Genomic DNA, 22223 nt, shown 5'->3' on the forward strand with positions numbered 1-22223 from the left:
AGAGTGGATTGTTGAAGGCGTGAGCGAGGCGAAGCGTGGATCTGCCCGGCGGAGATCCGAAGCCGGCGGGGCCTGCGGCGGACGGCACAGGGCCCGCCCGTTCCCGTGAGCGGTTTCTCCAGGGTGAGCCGGTCGAGGCGGGCGTACGGGCGTCGATCCTCAGCTCATGGCGGCGCTGCGGGTCCCTGGGGCTCTCGCCGGACCAGGACGACCTTCCCTACCGGGACGACTTCGATCCGGACGGCCGGATCGTGCGTGCGGCCGCGCCCGTCCTCGACCGGTTGGAGTTCCGCTTCGCGGGCAGCGCGATGAACATCTCCGTCGCGGACGCGAACGGCACGGTCCTCCTGCGCCGCTTCGGTGAAGCGTCCCTGGCCAGAGCCCTCCCGGCGATCCAGCGCGTCCCCGGATTCGTGTTCGCCGAGCGGGTCGCCGGCACCAACGGCATCGGTCTCGCCCTCGCGGAGCGGCGACTCATCCGGGTCTACGGCGCCGAGCATTTCGCCGAGCGTTCGCAGGGAAGCGCCTGCCGCGCGCTCCCCGTCCGGGACCCGCTCAGCGGCCGTATCGAGGGCGTCCTGTGCTTCGGCTATCCGCGCAGCGTCGAGAACCCGGCGCTGGACACCGTGATACGCAGGGCGGCGGAGGCCATCGAGCGGCGGCTGCTCGGGCAGAGCTCCGCGCGCGGGCGCGCCCTGCTGCGGGCGTACCTGGACGCGGGCGGCAGAGCCGCAGCCGGTCTCCCGCGCGGCGTCGGGGTGGAGGAACTGGCCCTCGAACTGCACCCCCGAGACCGGTCCGTGCTCGTGGAAAAGGCCACCGAGCTGATCTCCCGAGGCGATGGGGCCGTCGTCGAGGTGCACCTGTCCGACGGGCGGCGGGTCACGCTCGTGAGCCGTCCGGTCACGAGTGCCTCCGGGGTGGCGGGCATCGCCATCGAAGCCGTCCTCCCCGGCCTCCCACCGGGAGAGTCCCTCACCCTCCCGCACCAGACCGACGGGCCGCTGGACCTCCCCGCCGAGCTGGCCGACGTCCCGGGAGCCGCGCTGACCTGGACCCTCGGAGCCACTCCGCCACGCCGGCACCGTTCCGTCACCGCGCCGTCCGGACACGGGCCCGTCGCCGAACCGGGCCATGGCCTCACGACCGCCGACCCGGACGACGCTGCGGATCATCACCTCGACTCCCCGCCGTCCGCGAGAGGGCTCCTGCTGGTGGGGGAGCCGCACGTGGGGGAGTACGCCCTCGCCGCGCGCCGCCGCTTGGAGCTTCTCTCCGAGGTCAGCACCCGCATAGGGACCACCCTGGACATACGCCGTACCGCCGAGGAACTCGCCGAGACGGCGGTCCCGCGACTGGCCGACTTCGTCACCATCGATCTGCCCGAGGCCGTACTGCGCGGTGAGGAGTCCACCGATCCCGGCAGTGACCTGCGCCGTACGGTGGTCCACGGCATTCGCGACGACCTTCCCTTCAGGCCGGTCGGCAAGCGGGTCGAGTACGGCCCGACGACACCCCAGCTGCGGTGTCTGACCGGCGGGCAGGCAGTCCTGGAACCGGACCTGAGGGCCGCCGCCGGCTGGCTCGCGCAGGACCCCGAGCACACCGGGCAACTGCTGAGCCACGTCCACTCCCTCATCGCGGTGCCCTTGGTCGCCCGCGGTGTCGTGCTGGGCATCGCGGGCTTCTACCGAGGGCGGGACCCCGCACCCTTCGGTGACGACGACCGCTCGCTGGCCCAGGAACTGGCCACCCGAGCCGCCCTGTCCATCGACAACGCCCGCCGTTACACGCGCGAACGCACCATGGCCCTGGCCCTCCAGCGCAACCTGCTCCCGCACGGACTGCCCGATCAGGACGCCGTCGACGTCGCGCACCGCTATCTGCCCGCCGAATCCGACGTCGGCGGAGACTGGTACGACGTCGTCCCCCTCTCGGGGGCCCGTGTCGGCCTCTTCGTCGGCGACGTCGTCGGACACGGCATGCTCTCCGCCGCCACCATGGGCCGACTGCGCACCGCCGCACGCAGCTTCGCCGAACTCGACTTCCCTCCGGACGACGTCCTCACCCACCTGGACAACCTCGTGGGGCGCCTGGACCGCGAGGACCCCGCCTCCGACGGCGGCGGCATCATCGGCGCCACCTGTCTGTACGCCATCTACGACCCGACCTCGCAGCAGTGCACCCTGGCCCGGGCCGGCCACCCTCCGCCCGCTGTGGTGCACCCCGACGGCACGGTGTCCTTCCCCGACCTGCCCGCCGGGCCCCCTCTCGGTCTCGGCGGTCTGCCCTTCGAAGCCACCGAGATCCCCCTCCCCGCGGACAGCCAGCTCGTCCTCTACACGGACGGACTCATAGAGGACCGGCAACGCGACGTCGACGTGGTCCTCGACCAGCTGCGAGAAGTGCTGGCCCACCCGGAGCACACGCCCGAGGAGGCATGCCAGGCCGTCCTGGACAACGTGGCGCCCGCCCATCCCTGCGACGACATCGCCCTGCTCGTCGCCCGTACCCACGCCCTGGACCCGGACCGGATCGCCACCTGGGACCTGCCCGCCGACCCGGCCGTGGTCAGCGAGGCCCGCGCCGCCGCGCTACGGCAACTGGCTGACTGGGGCCTCGACGAGGCGGCGTTCGCCGCGGAACTCATGCTCAGTGAGCTGGTCACCAACGCCATCCGCCACGGCGCGGGACCCATCCGGGTACGGCTGGTTTACGACCGCACCCTGATCTGCGAGGTGTCCGACGCCAGCAACACCGCCCCGCACCTGCGCCGGGCGGCCGGCACCGACGAAGGGGGACGTGGCCTGTTCCTCGTCGCGCAGCTGTCACGGAGCTGGGGTACGCGCTACCTCCCGCGAGGCAAGGTCATCTGGGCCGAGTGCGGGCTCGCCGGTGTGTGAAGGCAATGCCTCACATGCACTGCCTCGAATGTCATGATCTGTACCGTCGGTGTCCCTCACGAAAGTCGGGAAGAACGTGCCAGGAGCGGAACCTCTGGTCCGCATCCGCGGGCTCCGCAAAAGGTTCGGGGGGACCGTCGCGCTGGCCGGGGTCGACATCGACGTCCACGCCGGCAGCGTCCTCGCCCTCCTGGGCCCCAACGGCGCCGGCAAGTCCACGCTCATCAAGGTGCTCTCCGGCGTCCACCACGCCGACGCGGGGCGGATCACGGTGGACGGACACCCACTCGGAAGTCATGCCGCAGCGCACAGCATGTCCTTCATCCACCAGGACCTCGGCCTCGTGGAGTGGATGACGGTCGCCGAGAACATCGCCCTGAGCACCGGCTACACGCGCCGCGCCGGACTGATCTCCTGGCGGCGGACCCGCGAGGACAGCACCGACGCCCTGCGGACCGTCGCCGCACATCTCGACCCCGACACGCCGATCGCCCACCTCGCCCCCACCGAACGCTCGCTGGTCGCCATCGCCCGAGCCCTGGCGGCACGGGCGAAGCTCATCGTCCTCGACGAGCCCACCGCCCGCCTCCCGGCCGCGGACTGCGCCCGGCTCTTCCGCGTCCTGCACACCCTGCGCGACCGGGGGCACGGCATCCTCTACGTCAGCCACCGGCTGGACGAGGTGTACGAGGTGGCCGACACCTTCGCGGTTCTGCGTGACGGGCACCTCGTCAGCCACGGCCCGCTCGCGGGCCACAGCCCCGCCCGCCTGGTCCACGACATCGTCGGCGAGGAACTGACACACCGCCACCCTGCCCGGATCCCCGCCGACGGCCCCGTCGTCCTGACGCTCGACCGCGTCCGGACCGTCGGCGCGGGACCGGTCAGTCTGGAACTCAGGGCCGGGGAAGTCCTGGGTCTGGTCGGCCTCTCGGGCGCCGGACACATGGACCTGGGGCGGGCCCTGGCCGGCGCACGGCCCGCCGTCGGCGGAAGGATGCTCCTCGGCGGCCGGCCGTACCGCCCGCGCAGGGTCGCGGACGCCGTGGGCCTCGGTGTCGGCCTGGTGCCCGGGGACCGACAGCGGGAGGGCTGCCTCGCCGAGCTGACCGTAAGGGAGAACCTCCTGGCCAACCCCCGTGCGGGAAGTGCGCCGGCCCGGCGGTGGATCAGCCCCCGCCGCGAACGCGCCGAGGCCACCACCCTCATCGAACGGTTCTCCGTGCGGCCCCGCGACAGCGAGGCCCCCATCGCCACCCTGTCCGGTGGGAACCAGCAGAAAGTGATGATCAGCCGCTGGCTCCGGGTGGGCCTGCGCCTGCTGATCCTGGAAGAGCCGACCGCCAGCGTGGACGTAGGAGCCAAGGCCGCCGTCTACCGGCTGCTCGACGAGGCGCTGGCGGCCGGCCTGGCGGTCCTGCTCATCTCGACCGACTTCGAGGAGGTCGTCGGCGCGTGCCGGCGCGCCCTGGTCTTCGTCGGCGGGTCCGTGACGGCCGAGCTGAGCGGCCCGGCCCTCACCGTCGCGGGCCTCACCCGGTCGGCTTCGGTCATGCCACCCTCCGGAACCGCGACGCATCCATGACCCCCTCGCCCCCGCCCTCCTCGCCCCGGCCCCGATCGCGGCGAGAGCACGCGCTGAGCCGACGCGGGCGACCACGCGGCCCGGGCGGGCACTTCATCGGCGCCTACGGCCTGCTGGCCCTCACCGGCCTGCTCTTCCTGCTCTTCTCCCTCACCCTGCCGCGTACGTTTCCCACGCTGGACACCGTCGACTCGATCCTGTCCAACCAGTCGATCCCGGCCGTCATGGCGCTCGCCGCCATGGTCCCGGTCGTCACCGGCGCTTTCGACCTCTCGATCGGCTACGGCCTCGGCCTCGCACACGTCATGGTGATGCAGCTCATCGTCATCGACGGCTGGCCCTGGCCGCTCGCCTGCCTCACGGTGATCGTCGCAGGGGCCGTCGTCGGCGTCCTCAACGGTGTCATCGTCGTGTTCGGCCGGATCGACTCCTTCATCGCCACGCTCGGGACCGGCAGCATGCTGTACGCCGTCACCGGCTGGGTCACCGACGGCGGGCGCATCGTCCCCGCGGCGCAGGGCCTCCCGGCAGCCTTCACCGACCTCTACGACTCCACGTTCCTCGGCCTGCCGGTCCCCGCCTTCTACGTGCTCGCGCTCGCGGCCGTCCTCTGGCTGGTCCTGGAACGGCTGCCACTCGGCCGATACCTGTACGTCATCGGGTCGAACCCGCGCGCCGCCGACCTGGTCGGCATCCCGGCCCGCAGATACACCGTCTACGCGTTCACCGCGTCCGGAGTGATCGTCGGCTTCGCCGGTGTGCTGCTCGCGGCCCAGCAGCAGATCGGCAACCCCAGCGTCGGCCTCGACTACCTGCTGCCCGCCTTCGTCGGCGCCCTGCTCGGCGCCACCGCGATCAGACCCGGCCGGCCCAACGCCCTGGGCACCGTCGTCGCCGTCGCCGTCCTGGCCGTCGGCCTCACCGGTATCGGGCAGATGGGCGCCGACTTCTGGACCGTCCCGCTGTTCAACGGCGGCACCCTGCTCCTCGCCGTCGGCCTGGCCGGCTACACCGCCCGCCGCCGACTTCGTACCGGCGCCGTATCCGCCCGCGACGCGCCCGCCCTGCCGCCGGAGCCACCGTCCACCCCGACGCGGGACGGCGGCCCTCCGGGCACCGCTCCCTGACCCACGCCACGGGCACCACCTGCTTGCCCGGTCGTGTCCTCCCGCCCAGGAATGACTCCGTGAGGAGCTCTCGTGCACCGCAACGGCAACCGCAAGGCCACCACCGGCGTCCCCCGGATCCGGCTCGCCGCCTGCGCCCTGCTGGCCACGACCACCGTCCTCGCCGGCTGCGAACGCGGCTCGCGGAGCGGCCCGGACGAGTCCACCACGGGCCCGAGCGGCTGCCCGGAGGTCCACACCCGGGCGCAGGCCGCTGTCAGCCGGGCGCAGGAGACCGACGTCTCCTGGAACGGGCCCACCACCGGCCCCGCGGCGGAGCCCGGCAAGACCATCGTCTACGTCGCCCAGACCATGACCAATCCCGGAGTCGCCGGCGCCGCGAACGGGGTGCGGGAAGCGGCCCGGGTCATCGGCTGGAACGCCCGGGTGATCGACGGCGGGGGTTCCCCGGCCGGCATCCAGGCGGCCATGAGCCAGGCCGTGGCCGTCAGGCCCGCGGGCATCGTCATCGGCGGCTTCGACCCCAACTCGACCCGGCAGCAGGTCGCCAGGGCCAACGCGGCGGGCATCCCGCTCATCGGCTGGCACGCCGTCGCCGCTCCAGGGCCCAGCCGGCAGCCCGAGCTCTTCACCAACGTCACCACCCGGGTCGAGGACGTCGCCGCCATCAGCGCCCAGTGGATCATCGCCGACTCGGGCGGCCGGGCCGGCGCCGTGCTCATCACCGACGCCTCGATCCCCTTCGCCAAGAACAAGTCCGACCTGATCAGGAAGGAGCTCGCCACCTGCCCGGGCGTGCAGCTGCTGTCGTACGAGAACATCCCGATCCCGGACGCGAGCAGCCGCACCCCCAGGGTGATCGCCTCTCTCCTCTCCCGCTTCCAGAACCGGTGGACCCACTCCGTCGCCATCAACGACCTGTACTTCGCCGACGCGGCGCCCGCGTTCCGCGCGGCCGGCGAGAAGGGCTCCGGGCCGCCGTTCAACATCGGCGCCGGCGACGGCGACCCCTCCGCCTTCCAGCGCGTCAACAGCAGGCAGTTCCAGGCCGCCACCGTGCCCGAACCGCTGTCCCAGCAGGGCTGGCAGATCGTCGACGAGTTCAACCGCGCCTTCGCCGGCCGTCCCGCCAGCGGCTACGTGGCCCCCGTCCACATCACCACGGCGGACAACAGCGACGGGGCCACGACCTGGGATCCGTCGGGCTACCGGGAGGCGTACCGGAAGATCTGGGGCAGGTGACGGACGCGTCGGACGTGTCGGGGCCGGGGTTCACTCCGACGTCCAGGCGGGGGCCTTGCCGCGGGTCCGGGTGAGGGCGCCGCGCTCGGACACGATCCGCGACGAGGTGGACGTACCGCGGACGGCGAGGGCGATCAGGGGCAGCAGGGTGAGAGCGGCGACGGCCGCGCCGACCAGGGGCGGTCCGGTCGGGCCGACGGAGTCCAGGGCCGTGCCCGCGAGCGCCGAGCCGGCGGCGACGCCGACGTTGAAGGCGGAGGTCGTCAGTGCCGAGGCGAGGGTGGGCGCGTCACCGGCGAAGCGCATGGCGAGCGCGGTGACGACCGGGTTGACCGTGAACCCGGCCAGGGCCATGAGGAAGACGAGGGCGACGGCCGTGACGGGGCCGGCGGACAGCGGGACCAGCAGGAGCAGGACCAGGGTGGTGGCCGTGGCGGCGGTGAGGGTGGTGGCCATCGGGTGCCGGTCGCCGAGACGGCCCCCGGTGGCGGTGCCGCCGAGGGCACCGGCACCGAAGGCGACGAGGACGAGCGGTACGACGCTCTCGGGGATGCCGGCCCGGTCGGTCAGCAGCGGGGTGATGTAGCTGTACGTCGCCAGGACGCCGCCCATGATCAGCATCGCTGCGGCGAGCGCCAGCCACAGCCGGCCCTGGCGCAGGGCGCGGACCTCGGCCCGGACCGACACCTCGGGGCGCCGCTCGGTCGCGGGGATGAAGCGGCCGATGAACACGGCGGCGAGCCCCGACAGGAGGGCCAGGGCCCAGAAGGGGCCACGCCAGCCGCTGAACTGGCCGACGAGGGAGCCGAGGGGTACGCCGACGACGTTGGCGAGGGTCAGGCCGCCGATCATGACGCCGATGGCTCGGGTCGCGTTCCGCGGTCCGGCAGCGGTGGTGGCGACGACACCGCCGACGGACCAGAACGCCCCGGTGGCCAGGGCGGTGACGGCGCGGGCGGCGAGGGCGAGGGTGAAGGAGGTGCTCAGGGCCGCCACCACGTGTCCGACGGAGAAGACCGTGAGGGCCAGGATCAGGGTCCGGCGCCGGGGCATGCGCAGGGTGGCCAGGGCCATGGCCGGCGAGCCGACGATCATGCCGATGGCGAACGCGGTGATCAGCAGTCCGGCGTCGGAGACGCTGACGTCGAGGTCACCGGACAGCTCCGGCAGCAGCCCGGCGACGACGAACTCGGTGGTCCCCATCAGGAACGTGCCGGCGGCGAGCACCCAGACGACGAACGGGAGCTTGCCGGGGGTGGTCCCGGACGCGGAAGGCATGTGCGTGTTCTCTCTTCGACGACGCGGAAAAGGGCGGTTCGGGGTGAGGTGCGTGGTCGGCCGCGTCAGGGGGCGGCCTCGATGGTGACCTCGGTGGCGGTGGCGAGCCGTTCGGTGTCGCCGTCGGCCAGGCGGCCGAGGATGACCAGGCCGGTGTCCGGGTCGGGGCCGCCGTCGCGGTAGTAGAGGGCCAGGTTGCCCCAAGGGGCGTAGTAGGCCAGGTCACCGGCCTTGGCCGCGGCGGCGTCCGGCGCGTCGGCGGTGGTCAGCCGGCGGGGCAGGTCGGCGATCCGCTCCGTCCGGTGGAAGTCGCTCAGCTGCAGGGTGAGCGGGAGCAGGCCGGCGAAGTCGCGGGCGGTGGCGCTGTCGTTCAGGGTGGCGTCGACCTGGTGGCCGTCGAGGGTGAGGCGGATGTCCATGGCGGTGTTCCTGCCGTGCGACGGGGCGGGGAACGGGGGCGACGACGTCCCCTGGGCCGGCGACGACGAGGTCGCCGGCGGAGTTGAGGGCGAGGACGGCGGGGGCGCGTCCTGCGTGCAGGCGGTCACGGCCAGCAGCAGAGCGGTCGGGACGGCACGGGCAAGGGGGGATCGGGCGGCCGGGATCACAGGTCTGTCCAGGGATGCGGTCGGTGGACGGTCAGGGCTTGAGGAGGGCCTTGATGGCACGGCGCTCGTCCATCGCCTTGTAGCCCTCGGCGACCTGGTCCAGGGGCAGGGTGAGGTCGAAGACCTTGCCCGGGTTGATGCGGCCGGACAGGACCAGGTCGATCAGCTCGGGCAGGTAGCGGCGCACGGGCGCGGGGCCGCCGCGCAGGCCGACATGGGAGAAGAACAGCTCCTGGCCGTCGACGGCCACCTCGTGCGGGACGCCGACGAAGCCGACGTTGCCGCCGGGCCGGGCGGAGTGCAGGGCCTGGCGCATGGACTCGGCGGTGCCCACACACTCCAGCACGGAGTCCGCTCCGATGCCGCCGGTCAGCTCCTTGACGCGGGCGATGCCGTCCTCGCCACGTTCGCTGACGATGTCCGTGGCGCCGAACTCCAGGGCGAGCTTCTGCCGGGACTCGTGCCGCGACATGGCGATGATCCGCTCGGCGCCGAGCTCCTTCGCGGCGATGACACCGCACAGACCGACCGCTCCGTCCCCGACCACCACGGCCGTGGAGCCGGGCTTCACCTCGGCGGCCAGGGCGGCGTACCAGCCGGTGCCCATCACGTCGGAGACGGCGAGCAGGCTGGGCACCGCCTCGCCGGACGGGTGCTCGTCGGTGGCCACCAGGGTGCCGTGGGCGTTGGGGATGCGCACGTAGTCTGCCTGGCAGGTGCCCATGAACTCCCGGTTCAGACAGCTGGACTGCCAGCCATTGCGGCAGTTGGCGCAGGTGTTGTCCGAGGTGGCGAAGGAGCCGACCACGAACTGGCCCGGCTTGACGTGGGTGACCTCGCTGCCGACCTCCTCGACGATGCCGACGTACTCGTGCCCCATGGGGTGCGGTTCGCCGATGGGTTCGAGACCGCGGTAGGGCCACAGGTCCGAGCCGCACACACAGGTGGCGACGGTGCGGATGATCGCATCGGTGGGGCGGCTGATCTTCGGGTCGTCGAGGGTCTCGAAGCGCACATCGCCGGGGGCGTGGATGACTGCTCCGCGCATGATGGTGTTCCTTCACTGCGAGGGGGTTGAGGTGCCGTGGCCAGGGGCGTGGACAGCGGCTCGATCTCGAGCCTCACACGTGCGCTCACTCGCGAAAAGCGGAGAAAACCATCCTGGGAGGGAAACATCCTGGGTGGAAACTCTCCCCCCTTCTTCTCGTGCCTTCGATGTCATGCTGGGCAGCATGACCGGCAACGTCCCCCTCAACGAGCTGGGAGAATTCCTCAAGAAGCGCCGCGCCGAGCTGAGTCCGCGCGCGGTGGGCCTTCCCGACACCGGCCGGCCCCGCAGGGTGGCGGGGCTGCGGCGCGAGGAGGTCGCCCAGCTGGCCAGCATCTCCACCGACTACTACACCCGCCTCGAACAGGGCCGTATGCAGGCGTCCGCGCCGGTGCTGGACGTCCTCGCCCGGGTGCTCCATCTGGATGACGACGAGCGTGGCTATCTCTTCCAGCTCGCCGGCAAGACCACCGCCGGTGCCCGGCGGCGCGGACGGCAGAAGGTCCAGCCGCAGCTGCAGCGGGTGCTCGACGACCTCACCGCCACCCCGGCCATCGTGCAGGGCCGGCGCGGGGACATCCTGGCCTGGAACGCGCTGGCCGCGGCACTGGTCATCGATTTCTCCCGCATCCCGGACAAGCACCGCAACTATCCCCGGATCCAGTTCACCGAACCGACGATGCGCACCCTGTACGCCGACTGGGAGGCCTCGGCGCAGATCTCCGTGGCCCAGCTGCGCATGGAGGCGGCGAAGTATCCGGAGGACCCCCGGCTGATCGAGCTGGTCGGTGAACTGTCCATGCGGGACGAGCAGTTCGCCCAGTGGTGGGGCGACCACCGCGTCGCCGCCCGCACCGTGGGCACGAAGACCCTCAACCACCCGGTCGTCGGCGAACTCGTCCTGGACTGGGACACGTTGACCGCCAACACCGACCCGGACCAGCATCTGACCGTCTGGACCGCCGCCCCGGGTTCCCCCACGCACGAGCGGCTGCGCATCCTCGCCTCCTGGGCCGCCGACCAGGACCTGTCGGCCTCGCCCCCGGCCAGCTGACGGCCTGCCCGCCGTCGGACCGGCGGGGGGATCAGCGGGTCAGCCGCTCTTGTCCGGCGCGGCGGCGGTGCCGCCCGCGGGGCCGGTGCGGAGCATGGCCTTGTAGAGGGCGTCGTGCTCGGGCGAGGCGGGCAGGGGGCCGCGGGCAGGGGCCTCGAACGACTGGACCAGCAGGGCGACGACGCGGCGCCAGGCGTCGGGAGCGGCGTCGCCGGTCGCGTTGACGACGCCGGCGTTGGCCATGTGGATCAGCACCAGGTCCGAGGGGTCGAAGTCCTCGCGCAGCCGGCCCGCGGCCTTGGCACGGTCGATGAGCCGCACCATGGCCTCGTATGCCTCGTTGCGCCGCCGCTCCAGCGCCTTGGCGGTGGGGAACGTCATGGTGAGTACGTCGGCGAAGCCGTAGTCGGCTGCCTGCATCGCGCAGGCGGTCTCGATGTAGCCGACGAACCCGTGCCAGGGGTCGGGGTCGTCGAGGGCGACGGCGACCGCGTCGGCGTAGGCGTCCATGCGGTCGGCGAAGACGGCGGCGACCAGGTCTTCCTTCGCGGGGAAGTGCCGGAACAGCGTGGCGATCCCCACGCCCGTCTCGCGGGCCACGGAGGCCATCGAGGCGTTCAGGCCGTCCCGCCCGAACACCGTGCGCGCGGCGGCGACGATCCGCCCCCGGTTGCGCTCGGCGTCACTGCGCAGGGGCTGGGCGGCGGGCTCGTCGGGGGGTGGGGCGCCTGGCGTCATGGCGGCGAGTCTAGCAATCGGAGTGCCCTATCCATTTCGCGTGCTACGGTGGCGACAGTGAACCGGATAGGGCTATCCGAATCACTGAAACGGATAGCCCTATCCGAAACGCGTGGACGAGGTTCGTCTCCTCGACGACGTTCGTCTCCTCGACAACGTTTCAACGAAAGGATCGCTGTGACCAGCATCGCCATCGTCGGAGCCGGCCCCCAGCTGGGTCTGGCCATCGCCCGCACCTTCGGCTCCCAGGGCTTCGACGTCGCCCTGATCTCCCGCGACCGCGACAAGCTCGACGGCCTCGTCGGCGAGCTGACCGCCGAGGGCGTCGACGCGGCCGCGTTCCCCGCGGACGTCCTCGATCGTGACGCGCTCACCCAGGCACTCAAGGACGCCGCCGCACGGTTCGGCGGGATCGACGTCCTGGAGTACTCCCCGGTGGGTACGTTCGGCGTCACCGCGCTGACGGCTCCGGCCGCGACCGAGCCGTCCCACGTGGAGTTCGAGATGAACTTCCAGCTGTACGGGGCCATCGCCGCCACCCAGGCGGTACTGCCCGCGATGCGGGAGGCAGGAGCGGGCACCCTGCTCTACACCACCGGCGCCGGCTCGATCTGGCCCGACCCGCGGGTCGCCAACGTCAACGCCGCCGCGGCCGCGCTGCGCAACTGGGCGATGAACCTGCACAAGGAGCTGGCCGACTCCGGCACCGGCGTCCAGGCCGCCCACATCGGCATCGACGTGTCGATCGGCACCGCCGTGATCCCCGGCCTGCCGACGGCCCGGCCCGAGCAGATCTCCCCCCTCTACTGGGAGCTGCACACCACCAAGCGCGACGAGGCCGAGCTCGTCTTCCGCCTGGGTGACGAGGATTCCCCTCGCCCCTGACACGGAGGTGGAGCCGGCGCGGGCCGCACCCCGCCTGCCCGGCCCCGCTCACCGCCGATCCCGTCCACCGACGGCAGCAGGCCGTCGGTGGATCGGGCCCGTGCCCCGGTGAGCGGCAGACCCGTGCCCTGGTGCGCGCGGGCGATGACCTCCGCGACGATGGACACCGCTGTCTCCTCGGGCGCACGCGCCCCGAGGTCCAGGCCGATCGTCGAGCGCAGCCGGGCGGGCCGCGCCTCGGGCACGCCGGCCGCGCGCAGGAGGCGGAGGCGTTCGGCGTGGGTGGGGCGGCAGCCCATCGCGCCGACGTAGCCGACCGGCCGGCCCGGTGCCGTGCGACAGCGGGCGGGATCGTCGTCACCGTGGGAAAGCGGGTGACCGCGCGCCTCGGTGGGGCGGGCCTGCCCCCGGAGCAGCCGGGACAGGGAGGGGCGTTGTTCCTGGAAGAGAGACGCCCAGGTAAAACGCCTATGCGGCGCTGCCGGACGGCGTCAGCTTCTGGTCGGCGGCCCAGGACGCCAGGAGGCGCAGTCCGTCATGGGAGGGGGTGTCGGGTGGGGCTGTCCACACGATGATGTGCTGGTCGGTGTCGGCGGCACAGGTCAGGGTGTGCCAGTCGAGGGTGAGTTCACCGACGACAGGATGGTGCAGCCTCTTGGTTCCCATCGTCCGGAGGGCCACGTCGTGGGCGCCCCACCAGCGGCGGAACTGCGCGTCCCGAGCGGAGAGTTCGTCGACCAGGGCGGTGAGCCGCGGGTCGCCGGGATAGCGGGCGCTCTCCATGCGCAGCTGTGCGATGGCCAGCCGGGTGACCTCTTCCCAGTCCGCGTACAACCGGCGCATGGCCGGGTCGGTGATCAGCAGCCGGAGATAGAGCCGCGCGGACTGGGGGATCTTTCCGAAGTCGGCGAACAGGGCGGCGGCCAGGCGGTTCCAGCCCACGACCTCGGTACGACGGCCGATCACGAACGCGGGAGTGGTGGCCAGATCGTCGAGCATGCGCTGGAGCTGGGGATCCACCTGCCGGCGCTCACTGCCGCGCGGCGGCACGTTCTTCCCCGCGAGTTCGAAGAGATAGACGCGCTGGTCCTCGTTCAGGCGGAGCACCCGCGCGAGCTCGCTCAGCAGCGGTGCGGACGCCTGAAGGCGGCCCTGCTCGATCCGGGTGTAGTAGTCGGTGCTGATGGAGGCCAGCACGGCGACTTCCTCCCGGCGCAGCCCCGGTACCCGCCGTGTTCGACCACCGTCGGGAAGGCCCAGTTCGACCGGGTTGATCTCGGCACGGCGAGCCTTGAGGAATTCCCCGAGTTCGTTCAGATGAGGGTCCCTGCTCATGGAAGGCAGGGTGACACGGATTCTCCGACGACGAGGGGGGAGAGATTTCTCCCTGGACAATTCTCCGAGGTGAGGTCAGGTGAGACGGGCGGGGTCAGCCGTTCAGGGCCTGCTGGACGACGTGGCTGTCGGCGGCCTGCACCAGGTGGGTGAGCTTGCCGTCGCGGACCGTCCACAGGTGGATGAACCGCGCGTCCGACGCCTCGCCGGACTTGGACACGGCGTGGTAGTGGCCGCGGACGAAGACGTGGTCGCCGGCGTCGTAGAACTCCTCGCCCACCCCGCCGAAGGCGGCGAAGCCGGGCGCGAGCCGGCCGAAGAAGTCACTGCCCGCGCTCGCCCAGCCGTGGTAGACGCCGCCGTAGGGGAAGCCGGGAGTGATGTCCCACACGATGCCGGGATCGATGACCTCGGCGACGACGTCCGGGGCCATGGCGGAGTCGTAGAGCCTGCGGACGAGGGCGATGTTCGGGGAGTCGGGCATGGCAGTGCTCCTGGGAGATCTGACGGTGAAAGCGGGATACGGGGGTTGTGTCAGGCGGCGAGAGCGGCGCGGCCGGCGCGGAAGACGGCCGCCTGGCGGGCGACCCGGGCGCCCAGATGCGCGGCGGTGGCGATGTCCGACTTGTGGACGGCCTCCGGACCGGCGTCGACCGGGGTCTGGGCGCCGGCGCCGACGAAGTAGCCGAGACGGTTGGCGTCGTCCTCGCTGCCGTCGCTGGAGGCCCAGCCGGGCTGGATGCCCAGGCTGATCCAGTGCATGCCGTGCTGGGCGGCCATGGTGAAGAAGTAGCCCAGCGTCGAGGACTTGTCACCGTTCTTGGCGCCTGAGTTGGTGAAGCCGGCGGCGATCTTGTCGGCCCACGTCTGGGTGTACCAGCGCTTGCTGCTGGCCTCGGCGAAGGTGTGGAAGGCGGCGGAGGCCGTGCCCATGTAGGTGGGCGCGCCGAACACGATCGCGTCCGCGGCGTCCAGCAGCTCCCACTGCTCCTCGGTGATGGTGTCCACAGGGATGGAGATCACGTCTGCACCCGCGGTGGCCGCGCCGCGAACCACGGCCTCGGCGATCACGGCGGTGTGACCGTAGCCGGAATGGAAGGCGACGGCGACGGTGGGCCGGGTGGATCGGGACATGCTGATGGTGCTCCTCGAAAAGGGAACGGCGGGGTATGGCTGCCAGCATGGCACCGGGTGAGGCCCCTGTGAGGGGGAAGGAATGTGCCCCTGTACGGGATTCTCCGAGTACGGGATTCTCCGAGGCGAACGGAAGAGCCTTTTGTCGTCGTCCCTCGGTGACATGGGGAACCCGCGCGAACTGCCCTGCCGCTGACGGGACTTCGACCGGGCGGAGCAGTCGTCCAGCACCCCACGGGATGAAGTTGTGCACTATCTTGACGACGGTAAGGAATAGGCCTTACATTCCTCGACGCCTTCCTTCAGCGCACCGACTGTCTGCTCCGGCCCCGCCCCACACCCGCCCACGAGGAGCCGCCCCATGCCTGCCGCCACTCGTCCCCGCACTCGCCGCACCCGTCTGCGCATCGCCCTGGCCGCCCTGGCCACGCTGACGTCCACGGCCCTCGTCACCTTCCCCTCGCCGGCCGCCCAGGCGGACACGGCGGCGACCACCCACCTGACCGGCACCCTCCCCGACGGCGCCACCTGGATCGCGGACGTCCCCGACCGCTGGAACGGCACCCTGCTGCTGTTCAGCCACGGCTTCGGCCCCCTCGTCGCCAGGAACGCCCCCACCGAAGCCGTACGCACGGAGTTGCTCGCCGAGGGCTATGCGATGGCCGGGTCGTCGTACGACCCCCATGGCTCGATGTGGGCCCTCGGCAGCGCCGAACGCGACCAGTTCGCCACGCTCGACGCCGTCACCGCGAAGATCGGCGAGCCCCGGCGCGCGCTGGCCATCGGCAACTCGATGGGCGGACTTGTCAACGCGCAGCTGGCCCGGGACGGCGGCGGGCGTATCGACGGCGCACTCGGCCAGTGCGGCCTCGTCGCGGGCGGCACGGACCTGGACAACTACCAGCTGGACGCCGAGTACACGATCGCCCGCCTGCTGCTGCCCGGGCAGGACGTGAAACTCGTGCGGTTCGGCACCGCCGCCGAGGCGTCCGCCACCGCCGACCTGCTCACCGAGGCGGTCACCGCCGCGCAGAGCACCCCGCGGGGCCGGGCCCGGATCGCACTGGCCGCCGCCTTCCTCAACCTGCCCGCGTGGTCACCCGGAAAGGACCGGCCCGCCCCGACCGACTGGGCCGGCCGGCAGGAGCAGCAGTACGACTGGTTCGCGCAGGGCATCCTGTCGTTCGTCGAGGGCGGCCGTTACGCCGTCGAGCAGTCCGTCGGCGGCAACAACTCCTGGAACAAGGGCGTCGACTACGCCCGTCTGCTCGCCGGTTCCCAGTACGCGCCCCAGGTCCACGCCCTCTACCGGGCGGCCGGCCTCGACCTCCGGGCCGACCTGCGCACCCTGACCGAGGGCGCCACGATCACCGCGGATCCCGACGCCGTCCGCACCGCCCGGCGGACATCCTCCGCGGGCCAGGGACTCGACGTGCCCCTGCTCAACATCCACACCACCGCCGACAACCTCGTTCCGGTGGAGCAGGAGAACCGCTTCGCCGCCCGGGTGCGCGCCTCCGGCGACGGCGCGCTGCTGCGGCAGGCCTACGTCGAGCGGCAGGGCCACTGCACGTTCACCACCGCGGAGACCGTGGCCGCCCTGCACGCTCTCGAACACCGCGTCGAGACCGGCCGTTGGGACGACGCGGCGACCCCGGCGGCACTCCAGCGGTCCGCCACCGCGCTCGGTCTGGACGGGGCGGCGTACGTCCCGTACCGACCCGCACGGCTGACGGTCGGCCGCGACGGCCTGGCAGCCCCCACCCGGCGCTGACGTCGGGACCGGCTACCAGCCGCGGGCGGCCCGCCTGCCGCGTACAGGCGGGGCCGGCTCCTACACGCCTCCCGTTCCGCCGAATTCCCTGTCGTTTCCGCCGGTCGCGTGATCGACTGGGGCTGCACCCCGCCCCCTTGACCGCACCGGAGCTGTCTTGCCCATACGCATCACCGCCCTCACCGATCCCGACCGCACCTCTTCCGGCCATCGCCTCGCGTGGCTGGCCGGCGGGGATGACGGTGGTCCGCTCGGGTCCGCGTTCCTGCGGGTGTTCACCCGGGAGGGCCAGGAGCACCTGGCCGAGCTGGAGTTGAACGTGCATCCGGCGGAGCGGCGCAGACGGGTCGGGTCACGGCTCCTCGAGGCGGCGGTGGCTGCCGCGCGGGAAGCGGGCCGGCGGTCGGTGATCGCGCAGGCCGACGCGGACACGCCCGGCGATCACTTCCTCGCCGCCAGCGGCTTCCGCAGAGTGCTGACACTGACGTATGCCCGGCTGCCGCTGGACGAGTTGGAGGGCGGCGCGGTCGACGAGATCAACGCGATCGTCGAGCGGCCGCACCCCGGCTACCGTCTCGCGGCCTGGCGCGGCACCGTCCCCGAGGAGCTGGCCGAGACCTTTGCCCACTCGCGCCGAGCCATGGACGACATGCCGATGGACGACACCGACTACGGTGTCGTCGCCTGGGACGTCGAGCGGGTGCGGGCCGCCGCCAAAGCCGTCGCCGACCGCGGCGAGCTGCTCACCACCGTGGTCGCCGTCGACGTGTCGGACGGTTCGATCGCCGGCTTCTCGGAGCTCGTCGTGCCGGGCGACGGCAAGGGCGAGGGGCAGCACTACGGCACCGGTGTGCTGCCCGCGCACCGCGGCCACGGCCTCGGCCGCTGGATGAAGGCCGAGTCGATCCGCCTCGCCCGCGCCGACCACCCCGAACTCGCCGGCCTGGTCACCGATACGGCGGAGAGCAACACGCACATGCGGCGCATCAACGACGCACTGGGGTACGTCCCCACTCACCAGGCTCTGGAGTACCAACTCGACCTTTGACGCCCTGAGGCACCCGAACCGCGGGAGATCTACGACTCGCTGCCCTCGGGCAGCAGGCGTCGCCCGGCCCCGCGGTGGCCCAACTCCCTTGCCCAGTTGAGCAGTTCGGGTTCGTCCAGGCTGCCGCCCAGCCAGTCGTGGTCGAGGTCGGTTCCGCAGAGGGACGGTACGACGGCCACGTGGAGCCCGGCGGCGCGTGCGGAGGCGATGCCCGTGGCCGAGTCCTCGAAGGCGACGGAACGCTCCGGAGCGACGCCGAGCGCCTCGCACGCCGTGAGGTAGAGGTCCGGTGCGGGCTTGGGGGAGCGCACCTCGTCGGCGGCGAACGAGTAGGCGAAGAAGTCCCTGAGCCCGGCCGATTCCAAGGCCGTGTCCAGCAGCTCGCGCGAGCTGTTGCTGGCCACGGCTACGGGAACGCCCGCCCGGCAGGCCCGCACCAGCTCCGCCGCCCCGGGCAGGGCCGTGGCGCCCCGGGCCAACTCCCCGCGGACTCTGCCGAGGAGTTCGGCGGAGATCTCCGCACCGGCTCCGGGACGTCCGAAGTGGTGGGCCATGGCCTGCCCCGCGTCTTCCAGTGTGCGGCCGATGACCAGGGCCTTCTGCGCGGGGCCGAAGGGGTGGCCGTGTGCGGCGAAGATGGCCGTTTCCGCCACGGTCCAGCAGTCCTCGGTGTTGACCAGAAGACCGTCGCAGTCGAAGACCACGGCCTCCGTGTCGGTGGGAAGCGAGCGCATGAGTGTCGTGTCCCTCTCACCTGGTGATGTACGAGTGGCCCGCTCGACAGACGCCGGAACGGGATGATCACGAGCGATCACCCTACGGATGGGAGGGACGGGAACTCCACTCTTCTGCCCGGAGTCGGGCAGGAGCCTCCTCGCCGTGTCTCACCCACCGGGGTGTTCATGGGAACGGCACAGCAGATCGCCCATTTTCTGCGGGAGTTGAAGGACGGCGACACCTGGCGACGCGCGGCCGCGGCGAAAGGGCCGGGCAGTGTCGGACGGGACGCGCACGCGTGGGTGCTCGTCGAAGCGGCGGACGACCACGCGCCCGAGGTGCGGGAGGCCGTGGCCGCGGGGCTCGGAGGACTCGGGGTAGCCGAGGCAGGCCGTACGGTGCTGCCCGCCCTGATGGGCGACGAGGACCCGTGGGTACCTGCGGATCAACGCCCTGGACGGTTTGGCAGCGCTGGGCGTGCCGGAGCCGTGTTCCCGGGCTCGTGACGTGTCTGGGCGACCCGGAACCAGCCGTGTGGGTCCGCGCCCGGCTCACCGCCCTCGCCTCGGACGACGCGGGGGCGGCGACCCGCGCGGCGGCCCGACGAGGCGCTTCGGGCGCTGGACGGGTGCCGCCCCTGAGGGGGCGGACCTCAGCTGTCCGGCACCGCGTCCCCGGAGGGCGCCTTGCCACGGCCGTAGTGGTGCGTGGTGAACATGTAGAGCAGGCCCGTGCCCAGTACCACCGCGCCGCAGAGCAGGACGATCCAGTTCTCCCACCAGGGCTTCTCCGGGGAGCGGGCCCAGCAGATGTTGATGATGGCGAAGATGCCGTAGGCCAGCGCCCCGATGTTCACCGGCAGACCCCAGCGGCCCAGGGTGAACTCGCCCGCCGGACGCCAGCCCTTGAGCCGGGCGCGCAGCGCGGCCAGGACCACCATCTGGAACGAGGCGTAGATACCGAGGATCGCGAACGAGACGATGTTGGTGAGGGCGTCCTCGGAGAGCAGCGAGGCGAAGGCGATGAGCAGCGGCACCGCCGCCGACACGAACAGCGCGTAGCCGGGCACCGCACGGGCGTGGGCGAACCTCCGCAGCAGCCGGTGCCCGACGATCATCTCGTCGCGGGCGTACGAGTAGATGAGGCGCCCGGCCGCGGCCTGGAGGCTGATCGTGCAGGACAGGAAGGAGATCAGCACCACGGCCATCACCAGCCGCGCCCCGGTCTCGCCCATGGCGTCGTACAGCACGTCCACCACCGGGTCGGCCTGCTCGCCCGAGATGATCGCGTTGAAGTCCGTGACCGACAGCAGCAGCGACATGCAGGTGAACGTGGCCGCGGCACCGCCGATGTAGATGGTGCGGCGCATCGCGCGGGGGATGACACGGCCCGGGTGGGCGACCTCCTCGGCGGTGTCGCCGCACGCCTCGAAGCCGTAGTACTGGTAGAAGCCGATGATCGCGGCTGCCAGGAACGCCGGCAGGTAGGAGCCGTCTCCCTCGACTCCGTAGGTGTCGAAGATGACGCCGATGCCGTGGTGCCGGTGGGTGGTCAGCAGGTAGATGCCGACGACGAGGGCGCCGATGAGCTCGCCGGCGAAACCGATGATGGCCGCCGCCGACAGCGCCTTGGTGCCCATGTAGTTGATGAGGATGGCGACGACGATGAGCACGGCGGTGCACAGCACGGTGGTGTGCACGGTCGTCTTGAAACCGAAGAGGATGGCGATGTAGGGGCCGGCGCCGTACGCGACGGAGGTGATGGTCACCAGCAGCGCCCACATGTACACCCAGCCGGTCATCCACGCCCAGCGCTTGCCCCACAGGCGCCGGGCCCAGGGGTAGACACCGCCCGCGATGGGGTACTGGGCGACGATCTCGCCGAAGATCAGCGCGACGAGGAACTGGCCGCAGCCGGCCAGTACGAACGCCCAGATCATCGGCGGTCCGCCGTCGACGACCGCGATGCCGAAGAGGGTGTAGGTGCTCACCACCGGGGAGAGGTAGGTGAAGCCGAGGGCGAAGTTGGCCCAGGGACCCATGTCCTTGCGGAACTCGGAGCCCGGCTCCCCTCCCGGGGTGTCGGACGCCGGTGCGGACGGCTGCGAGCCGGTCACTGTCCAGCCCTCCGTTCCGCGGCCGCCGGGCGGCCGCTGATCAGGTCGGCGGCGCGCTCGGCGGCCAGCAGGACCGTCACCATCGGGTTGATGGTGGGCATCGTCGGGAACACCGACGCGTCGACGATCCGCACACCCTCGAAGCCGCGCAGCCTCAACTCGGGGTCGCACACGGCCATCGGGTCGTCCGGGGCGCCCATACGGCAGGTGCCCGCCGGGTGGTAGACGGTGTGCGCCGCGCGGCGCCCGTACTCCGACAGGTCGGCGTCGGACACCACGTCCGGGCCGGGCGCGACCTCCCGCAGGAGCCAGCCGCGCAGCGGGTCGGTGGCGGCGACCTCGCGGGCGACGCGCAGACCGTCCACGATGGTGCGCTCGTCATGGCCCTCGGGATCGGTGAAGTACCTGAAGTCCAGGGCGGGGTGTTCGGCGGGGTCGGCGCTGCGCAGCCACATGCGGCCGGTGGAGCGGGCACGCGGCACGTTCGGTGTCATGCACACCCCGTGCCTGGGCACCGGGTAGCCGAGCCGTTCGGTGTTGACCGTGAACGGCACCTGGTAGAAGTGGAACATCAGGTCGGGGCGGGGCCGGCCCGTTTCGCGGCGCAGGAACAGGCCGGCGTCGGAGTCCATCGCGGAGTTGGGCGGCAGCGGACCGGCCGTCTCCCAGACGATCACGGACTCGGGGTGGTCCAGCAGGTTCTCGCCCACGCCGGGCAGGTCGGCCCGTACGTCGATGCCCAGGCCGCGCAGTTCGTCGGCCGGACCGACACCGGAGAGCATCAGGAGCCGCGGGGTGTCGACGGCGCCCGCGCACAGCAGGAGTTCGCGCTCGGCACGCACGGTGGCGGGTCGGCCCTCGCCGTCGCGGACGGCGACGCGGGTCAGCCGCCCCGACTCGTCGGTGAGCAGCCGGTGGGCCCAGGTCTCCAGGAGCAGGGTGAGGTTGGGCCGGTCCAGGACGGGGTGCAGGTAGGCGACGGACGCGGAGGAACGCAGGTTGCCCTCCGGCTGGTAGGCCAGGGAGAAGAAGCCGGTGCCGTCGGCGAAGGGTTCGGCGTTGAAGTCGTCGACGACGGGGACGCCGAGCGCGCGGTGGGCCGCGGTGACGAAGTCCTTGGCGATCGGATTGCGGTCGGCCTCGGCCACCGGGACGATCCGTGTGAGCAGCCGGTCGCGGTAGGGGAGGATCGTCGCCGGGTCCCAGCCGGTGCAGCCGCGGCTCACCCAGTCGTCGAGGTCCTGTGGCAGCGGCAGGAAGCTGATCAGCGTGTTGTGCGAGGAGCAGCCGCCGAGCACACGCGCGCGGGAGTGCAGGATGTGGGAGTTGCCGCGCGGCTGCTCGACGGTGGTGTAGCCGTAGTCGAACTCCGAGCCGAGCAGGTTGATCCAGTTGCGCAGGCGCAGGATGCGTTCGTCGCCGACATCGCTGGGGCCGCCCTCGATGACACAGACACGGCAGTCGGGGTCCTCGCTCAGACGGGCGGCGAGCACACAGCCGGCGGTGCCGCCGCCGACGATGACGTAGTCGTAGGCGGACTCGGCGCCGTGCGCGGGAGTGGTGGCCATGCGGTGCCTTTCTTCGGTGGTCGCCGTGCCACGGGCGGACGCTGTGGGTGTCCCTGTCAGCTC

19 protein-coding genes and 1 pseudogene are annotated in these 22223 nt (G+C 72.0%); 9 read left to right on the top strand and 11 right to left on the bottom strand.

What is annotated here, in order from left to right; translation table 11 throughout:
• Positions 1-35: 35 nt before the first annotated feature.
• The 4 genes from ACFU95_RS39980 (at position 36) to ACFU95_RS39995 (ending at position 6857) form a co-directional block, all read left to right on the top strand.
• Positions 36-2903, top strand: a complete 2868-nt coding sequence (locus tag ACFU95_RS39980; protein ID WP_383839027.1) for a SpoIIE family protein phosphatase — start codon at positions 36-38, stop codon at positions 2901-2903.
• Between the two features lie 76 nt (positions 2904-2979).
• Entirely contained in the window at positions 2980-4488 is a 1509-nt protein-coding gene (locus tag ACFU95_RS39985) for a sugar ABC transporter ATP-binding protein (protein ID WP_383839030.1), read from the top strand.
• Positions 4485-5615 (top strand): ABC transporter permease, encoded by a 1131-nt coding sequence (locus tag ACFU95_RS39990; protein WP_383839033.1) that lies wholly within the window; start codon positions 4485-4487, stop codon positions 5613-5615. Before ACFU95_RS39985 ends, ACFU95_RS39990 begins: the two co-directional genes overlap by 4 nt.
• A gap of 72 nt (positions 5616-5687) precedes the next feature.
• On the top strand, positions 5688-6857 hold the full coding sequence (locus tag ACFU95_RS39995; RefSeq protein ID WP_383839035.1) for a substrate-binding domain-containing protein: 1170 nt from the start codon (positions 5688-5690) through the stop codon (positions 6855-6857).
• Positions 6858-6887: 30 nt separating this feature from the next.
• Here ACFU95_RS39995 and ACFU95_RS40000 read toward each other — a convergent pair whose 3' ends face one another.
• From ACFU95_RS40000 to ACFU95_RS40010, 3 genes are all read right to left on the bottom strand, one after another.
• Positions 6888-8135, bottom strand: a complete 1248-nt coding sequence (locus ACFU95_RS40000) for an MFS transporter (protein WP_383839038.1) — start codon at positions 8133-8135, stop codon at positions 6888-6890.
• Positions 8136-8200: 65 nt separating this feature from the next.
• Complete coding sequence (locus ACFU95_RS40005) at positions 8201-8554, bottom strand: cyclophilin-like fold protein (protein ID WP_383839041.1); 354 nt, start codon at positions 8552-8554, stop codon at positions 8201-8203.
• Positions 8555-8774: 220 nt separating this feature from the next.
• Positions 8775-9791: a zinc-dependent alcohol dehydrogenase family protein gene (locus ACFU95_RS40010; RefSeq protein ID WP_383839044.1), complete on the bottom strand. Its 1017-nt coding sequence runs from the start codon at positions 9789-9791 to the stop codon at positions 8775-8777.
• Positions 9792-9963: 172 nt separating this feature from the next.
• Between ACFU95_RS40010 and ACFU95_RS40015 the strand changes: the two genes are divergently transcribed.
• On the top strand, positions 9964-10845 hold the full coding sequence (locus tag ACFU95_RS40015) for a helix-turn-helix domain-containing protein (protein WP_383839047.1): 882 nt from the start codon (positions 9964-9966) through the stop codon (positions 10843-10845).
• Positions 10846-10884: 39 nt separating this feature from the next.
• Here ACFU95_RS40015 and ACFU95_RS40020 read toward each other — a convergent pair whose 3' ends face one another.
• Positions 10885-11583 carry a TetR/AcrR family transcriptional regulator gene (locus tag ACFU95_RS40020; protein WP_383839050.1) on the bottom strand — a complete coding sequence of 233 codons (699 nt, stop codon included), beginning with the start codon at positions 11581-11583 and terminating at the stop codon, positions 10885-10887.
• A 177-nt stretch (positions 11584-11760) separates the two neighbouring features.
• Here ACFU95_RS40020 and ACFU95_RS40025 point away from each other — a divergent pair, with 177 nt between their 5' ends.
• Positions 11761-12468, top strand: coding sequence for an SDR family NAD(P)-dependent oxidoreductase (locus tag ACFU95_RS40025; RefSeq protein ID WP_383839053.1), 708 nt, complete (start codon positions 11761-11763; stop codon positions 12466-12468).
• A 48-nt stretch (positions 12469-12516) separates the two neighbouring features.
• Here the strand turns inward: ACFU95_RS40025 and ACFU95_RS40030 are convergent.
• From ACFU95_RS40030 to ACFU95_RS40045, 4 genes and pseudogenes are all read right to left on the bottom strand, one after another.
• Positions 12517-12788, bottom strand: a pseudogene (locus ACFU95_RS40030) (XdhC family protein); the annotation flags it as partial.
• A gap of 148 nt (positions 12789-12936) precedes the next feature.
• Positions 12937-13803 carry a helix-turn-helix domain-containing protein gene (locus ACFU95_RS40035; protein WP_383839056.1) on the bottom strand — a complete coding sequence of 289 codons (867 nt, stop codon included), beginning with the start codon at positions 13801-13803 and terminating at the stop codon, positions 12937-12939.
• A 94-nt stretch (positions 13804-13897) separates the two neighbouring features.
• Positions 13898-14287: a nuclear transport factor 2 family protein gene (locus ACFU95_RS40040; protein WP_383839059.1), complete on the bottom strand. Its 390-nt coding sequence runs from the start codon at positions 14285-14287 to the stop codon at positions 13898-13900.
• Between the two features lie 50 nt (positions 14288-14337).
• Entirely contained in the window at positions 14338-14937 is a 600-nt protein-coding gene (locus tag ACFU95_RS40045) for a flavodoxin family protein (protein ID WP_383839062.1), read from the bottom strand.
• A 361-nt stretch (positions 14938-15298) separates the two neighbouring features.
• Between ACFU95_RS40045 and ACFU95_RS40050 the strand changes: the two genes are divergently transcribed.
• Both ACFU95_RS40050 and ACFU95_RS40055 read left to right on the top strand, forming a co-directional pair.
• The gene (locus tag ACFU95_RS40050; protein WP_383839065.1) at positions 15299-16711 is read left to right on the top strand and encodes an alpha/beta hydrolase; all 1413 of its coding nucleotides are present in this window, start codon (positions 15299-15301) and stop codon (positions 16709-16711) included.
• 157 nt (positions 16712-16868) lie between these two features.
• On the top strand, positions 16869-17759 hold the full coding sequence (locus ACFU95_RS40055) for a GNAT family N-acetyltransferase (protein ID WP_383839068.1): 891 nt from the start codon (positions 16869-16871) through the stop codon (positions 17757-17759).
• 29 nt (positions 17760-17788) lie between these two features.
• On the opposite strand, the gene ACFU95_RS40060 is transcribed toward ACFU95_RS40055, so the two are convergent.
• Entirely contained in the window at positions 17789-18493 is a 705-nt protein-coding gene (locus ACFU95_RS40060; protein WP_383839071.1) for an HAD family hydrolase, read from the bottom strand.
• 168 nt (positions 18494-18661) lie between these two features.
• Here ACFU95_RS40060 and ACFU95_RS40065 point away from each other — a divergent pair, with 168 nt between their 5' ends.
• Positions 18662-18982, top strand: a complete 321-nt coding sequence (locus tag ACFU95_RS40065) for a HEAT repeat domain-containing protein (RefSeq protein ID WP_383839073.1) — start codon at positions 18662-18664, stop codon at positions 18980-18982.
• Between the two features lie 146 nt (positions 18983-19128).
• Here ACFU95_RS40065 and ACFU95_RS40070 read toward each other — a convergent pair whose 3' ends face one another.
• On the bottom strand, positions 19129-20592 hold the full coding sequence (locus tag ACFU95_RS40070) for an APC family permease (protein WP_383839076.1): 1464 nt from the start codon (positions 20590-20592) through the stop codon (positions 19129-19131).
• On the bottom strand, positions 20589-22160 hold the full coding sequence (locus ACFU95_RS40075) for a GMC family oxidoreductase (RefSeq protein WP_383839082.1): 1572 nt from the start codon (positions 22158-22160) through the stop codon (positions 20589-20591). The genes ACFU95_RS40070 and ACFU95_RS40075 overlap by 4 nt, the downstream gene beginning before the upstream one ends.
• Between the last annotated feature and the right edge of the window lie 63 nt (positions 22161-22223).

Source organism: Streptomyces sp. NPDC057623, assembly GCF_042800355.1.
GTDB lineage: Bacteria > Actinomycetota > Actinomycetes > Streptomycetales > Streptomycetaceae > Streptomyces.

Excerpts from the sequence above, each read along its gene's own strand:
- ACFU95_RS39990 (WP_383839033.1), top strand. The coding sequence starts at position 4,485 with ATGACCCCCTCGCCCCCGCCCTCCTCGCCCCGGCCCCGATCGCGGCGA.
- ACFU95_RS40000 (WP_383839038.1), bottom strand. The coding sequence starts at position 8,135 with ATGCCTTCCGCGTCCGGGACCACCCCCGGCAAGCTCCCGTTCGTCGTC.
- ACFU95_RS40005 (WP_383839041.1), bottom strand. The coding sequence starts at position 8,554 with ATGGACATCCGCCTCACCCTCGACGGCCACCAGGTCGACGCCACCCTG.
- ACFU95_RS40010 (WP_383839044.1), bottom strand. The coding sequence starts at position 9,791 with ATGCGCGGAGCAGTCATCCACGCCCCCGGCGATGTGCGCTTCGAGACC.
- ACFU95_RS40015 (WP_383839047.1), top strand. The coding sequence starts at position 9,964 with ATGCTGGGCAGCATGACCGGCAACGTCCCCCTCAACGAGCTGGGAGAA.
- ACFU95_RS40020 (WP_383839050.1), bottom strand. The coding sequence starts at position 11,583 with ATGACGCCAGGCGCCCCACCCCCCGACGAGCCCGCCGCCCAGCCCCTG.
- ACFU95_RS40035 (WP_383839056.1), bottom strand. The coding sequence starts at position 13,803 with ATGAGCAGGGACCCTCATCTGAACGAACTCGGGGAATTCCTCAAGGCT.
- ACFU95_RS40040 (WP_383839059.1), bottom strand. The coding sequence starts at position 14,287 with ATGCCCGACTCCCCGAACATCGCCCTCGTCCGCAGGCTCTACGACTCC.
- ACFU95_RS40045 (WP_383839062.1), bottom strand. The coding sequence starts at position 14,937 with ATGTCCCGATCCACCCGGCCCACCGTCGCCGTCGCCTTCCATTCCGGC.
- ACFU95_RS40050 (WP_383839065.1), top strand. The coding sequence starts at position 15,299 with ATGCCTGCCGCCACTCGTCCCCGCACTCGCCGCACCCGTCTGCGCATC.
- ACFU95_RS40060 (WP_383839071.1), bottom strand. The coding sequence starts at position 18,493 with ATGCGCTCGCTTCCCACCGACACGGAGGCCGTGGTCTTCGACTGCGAC.
- ACFU95_RS40065 (WP_383839073.1), top strand. The coding sequence starts at position 18,662 with ATGGGAACGGCACAGCAGATCGCCCATTTTCTGCGGGAGTTGAAGGAC.
- ACFU95_RS40075 (WP_383839082.1), bottom strand. The coding sequence starts at position 22,160 with ATGGCCACCACTCCCGCGCACGGCGCCGAGTCCGCCTACGACTACGTC.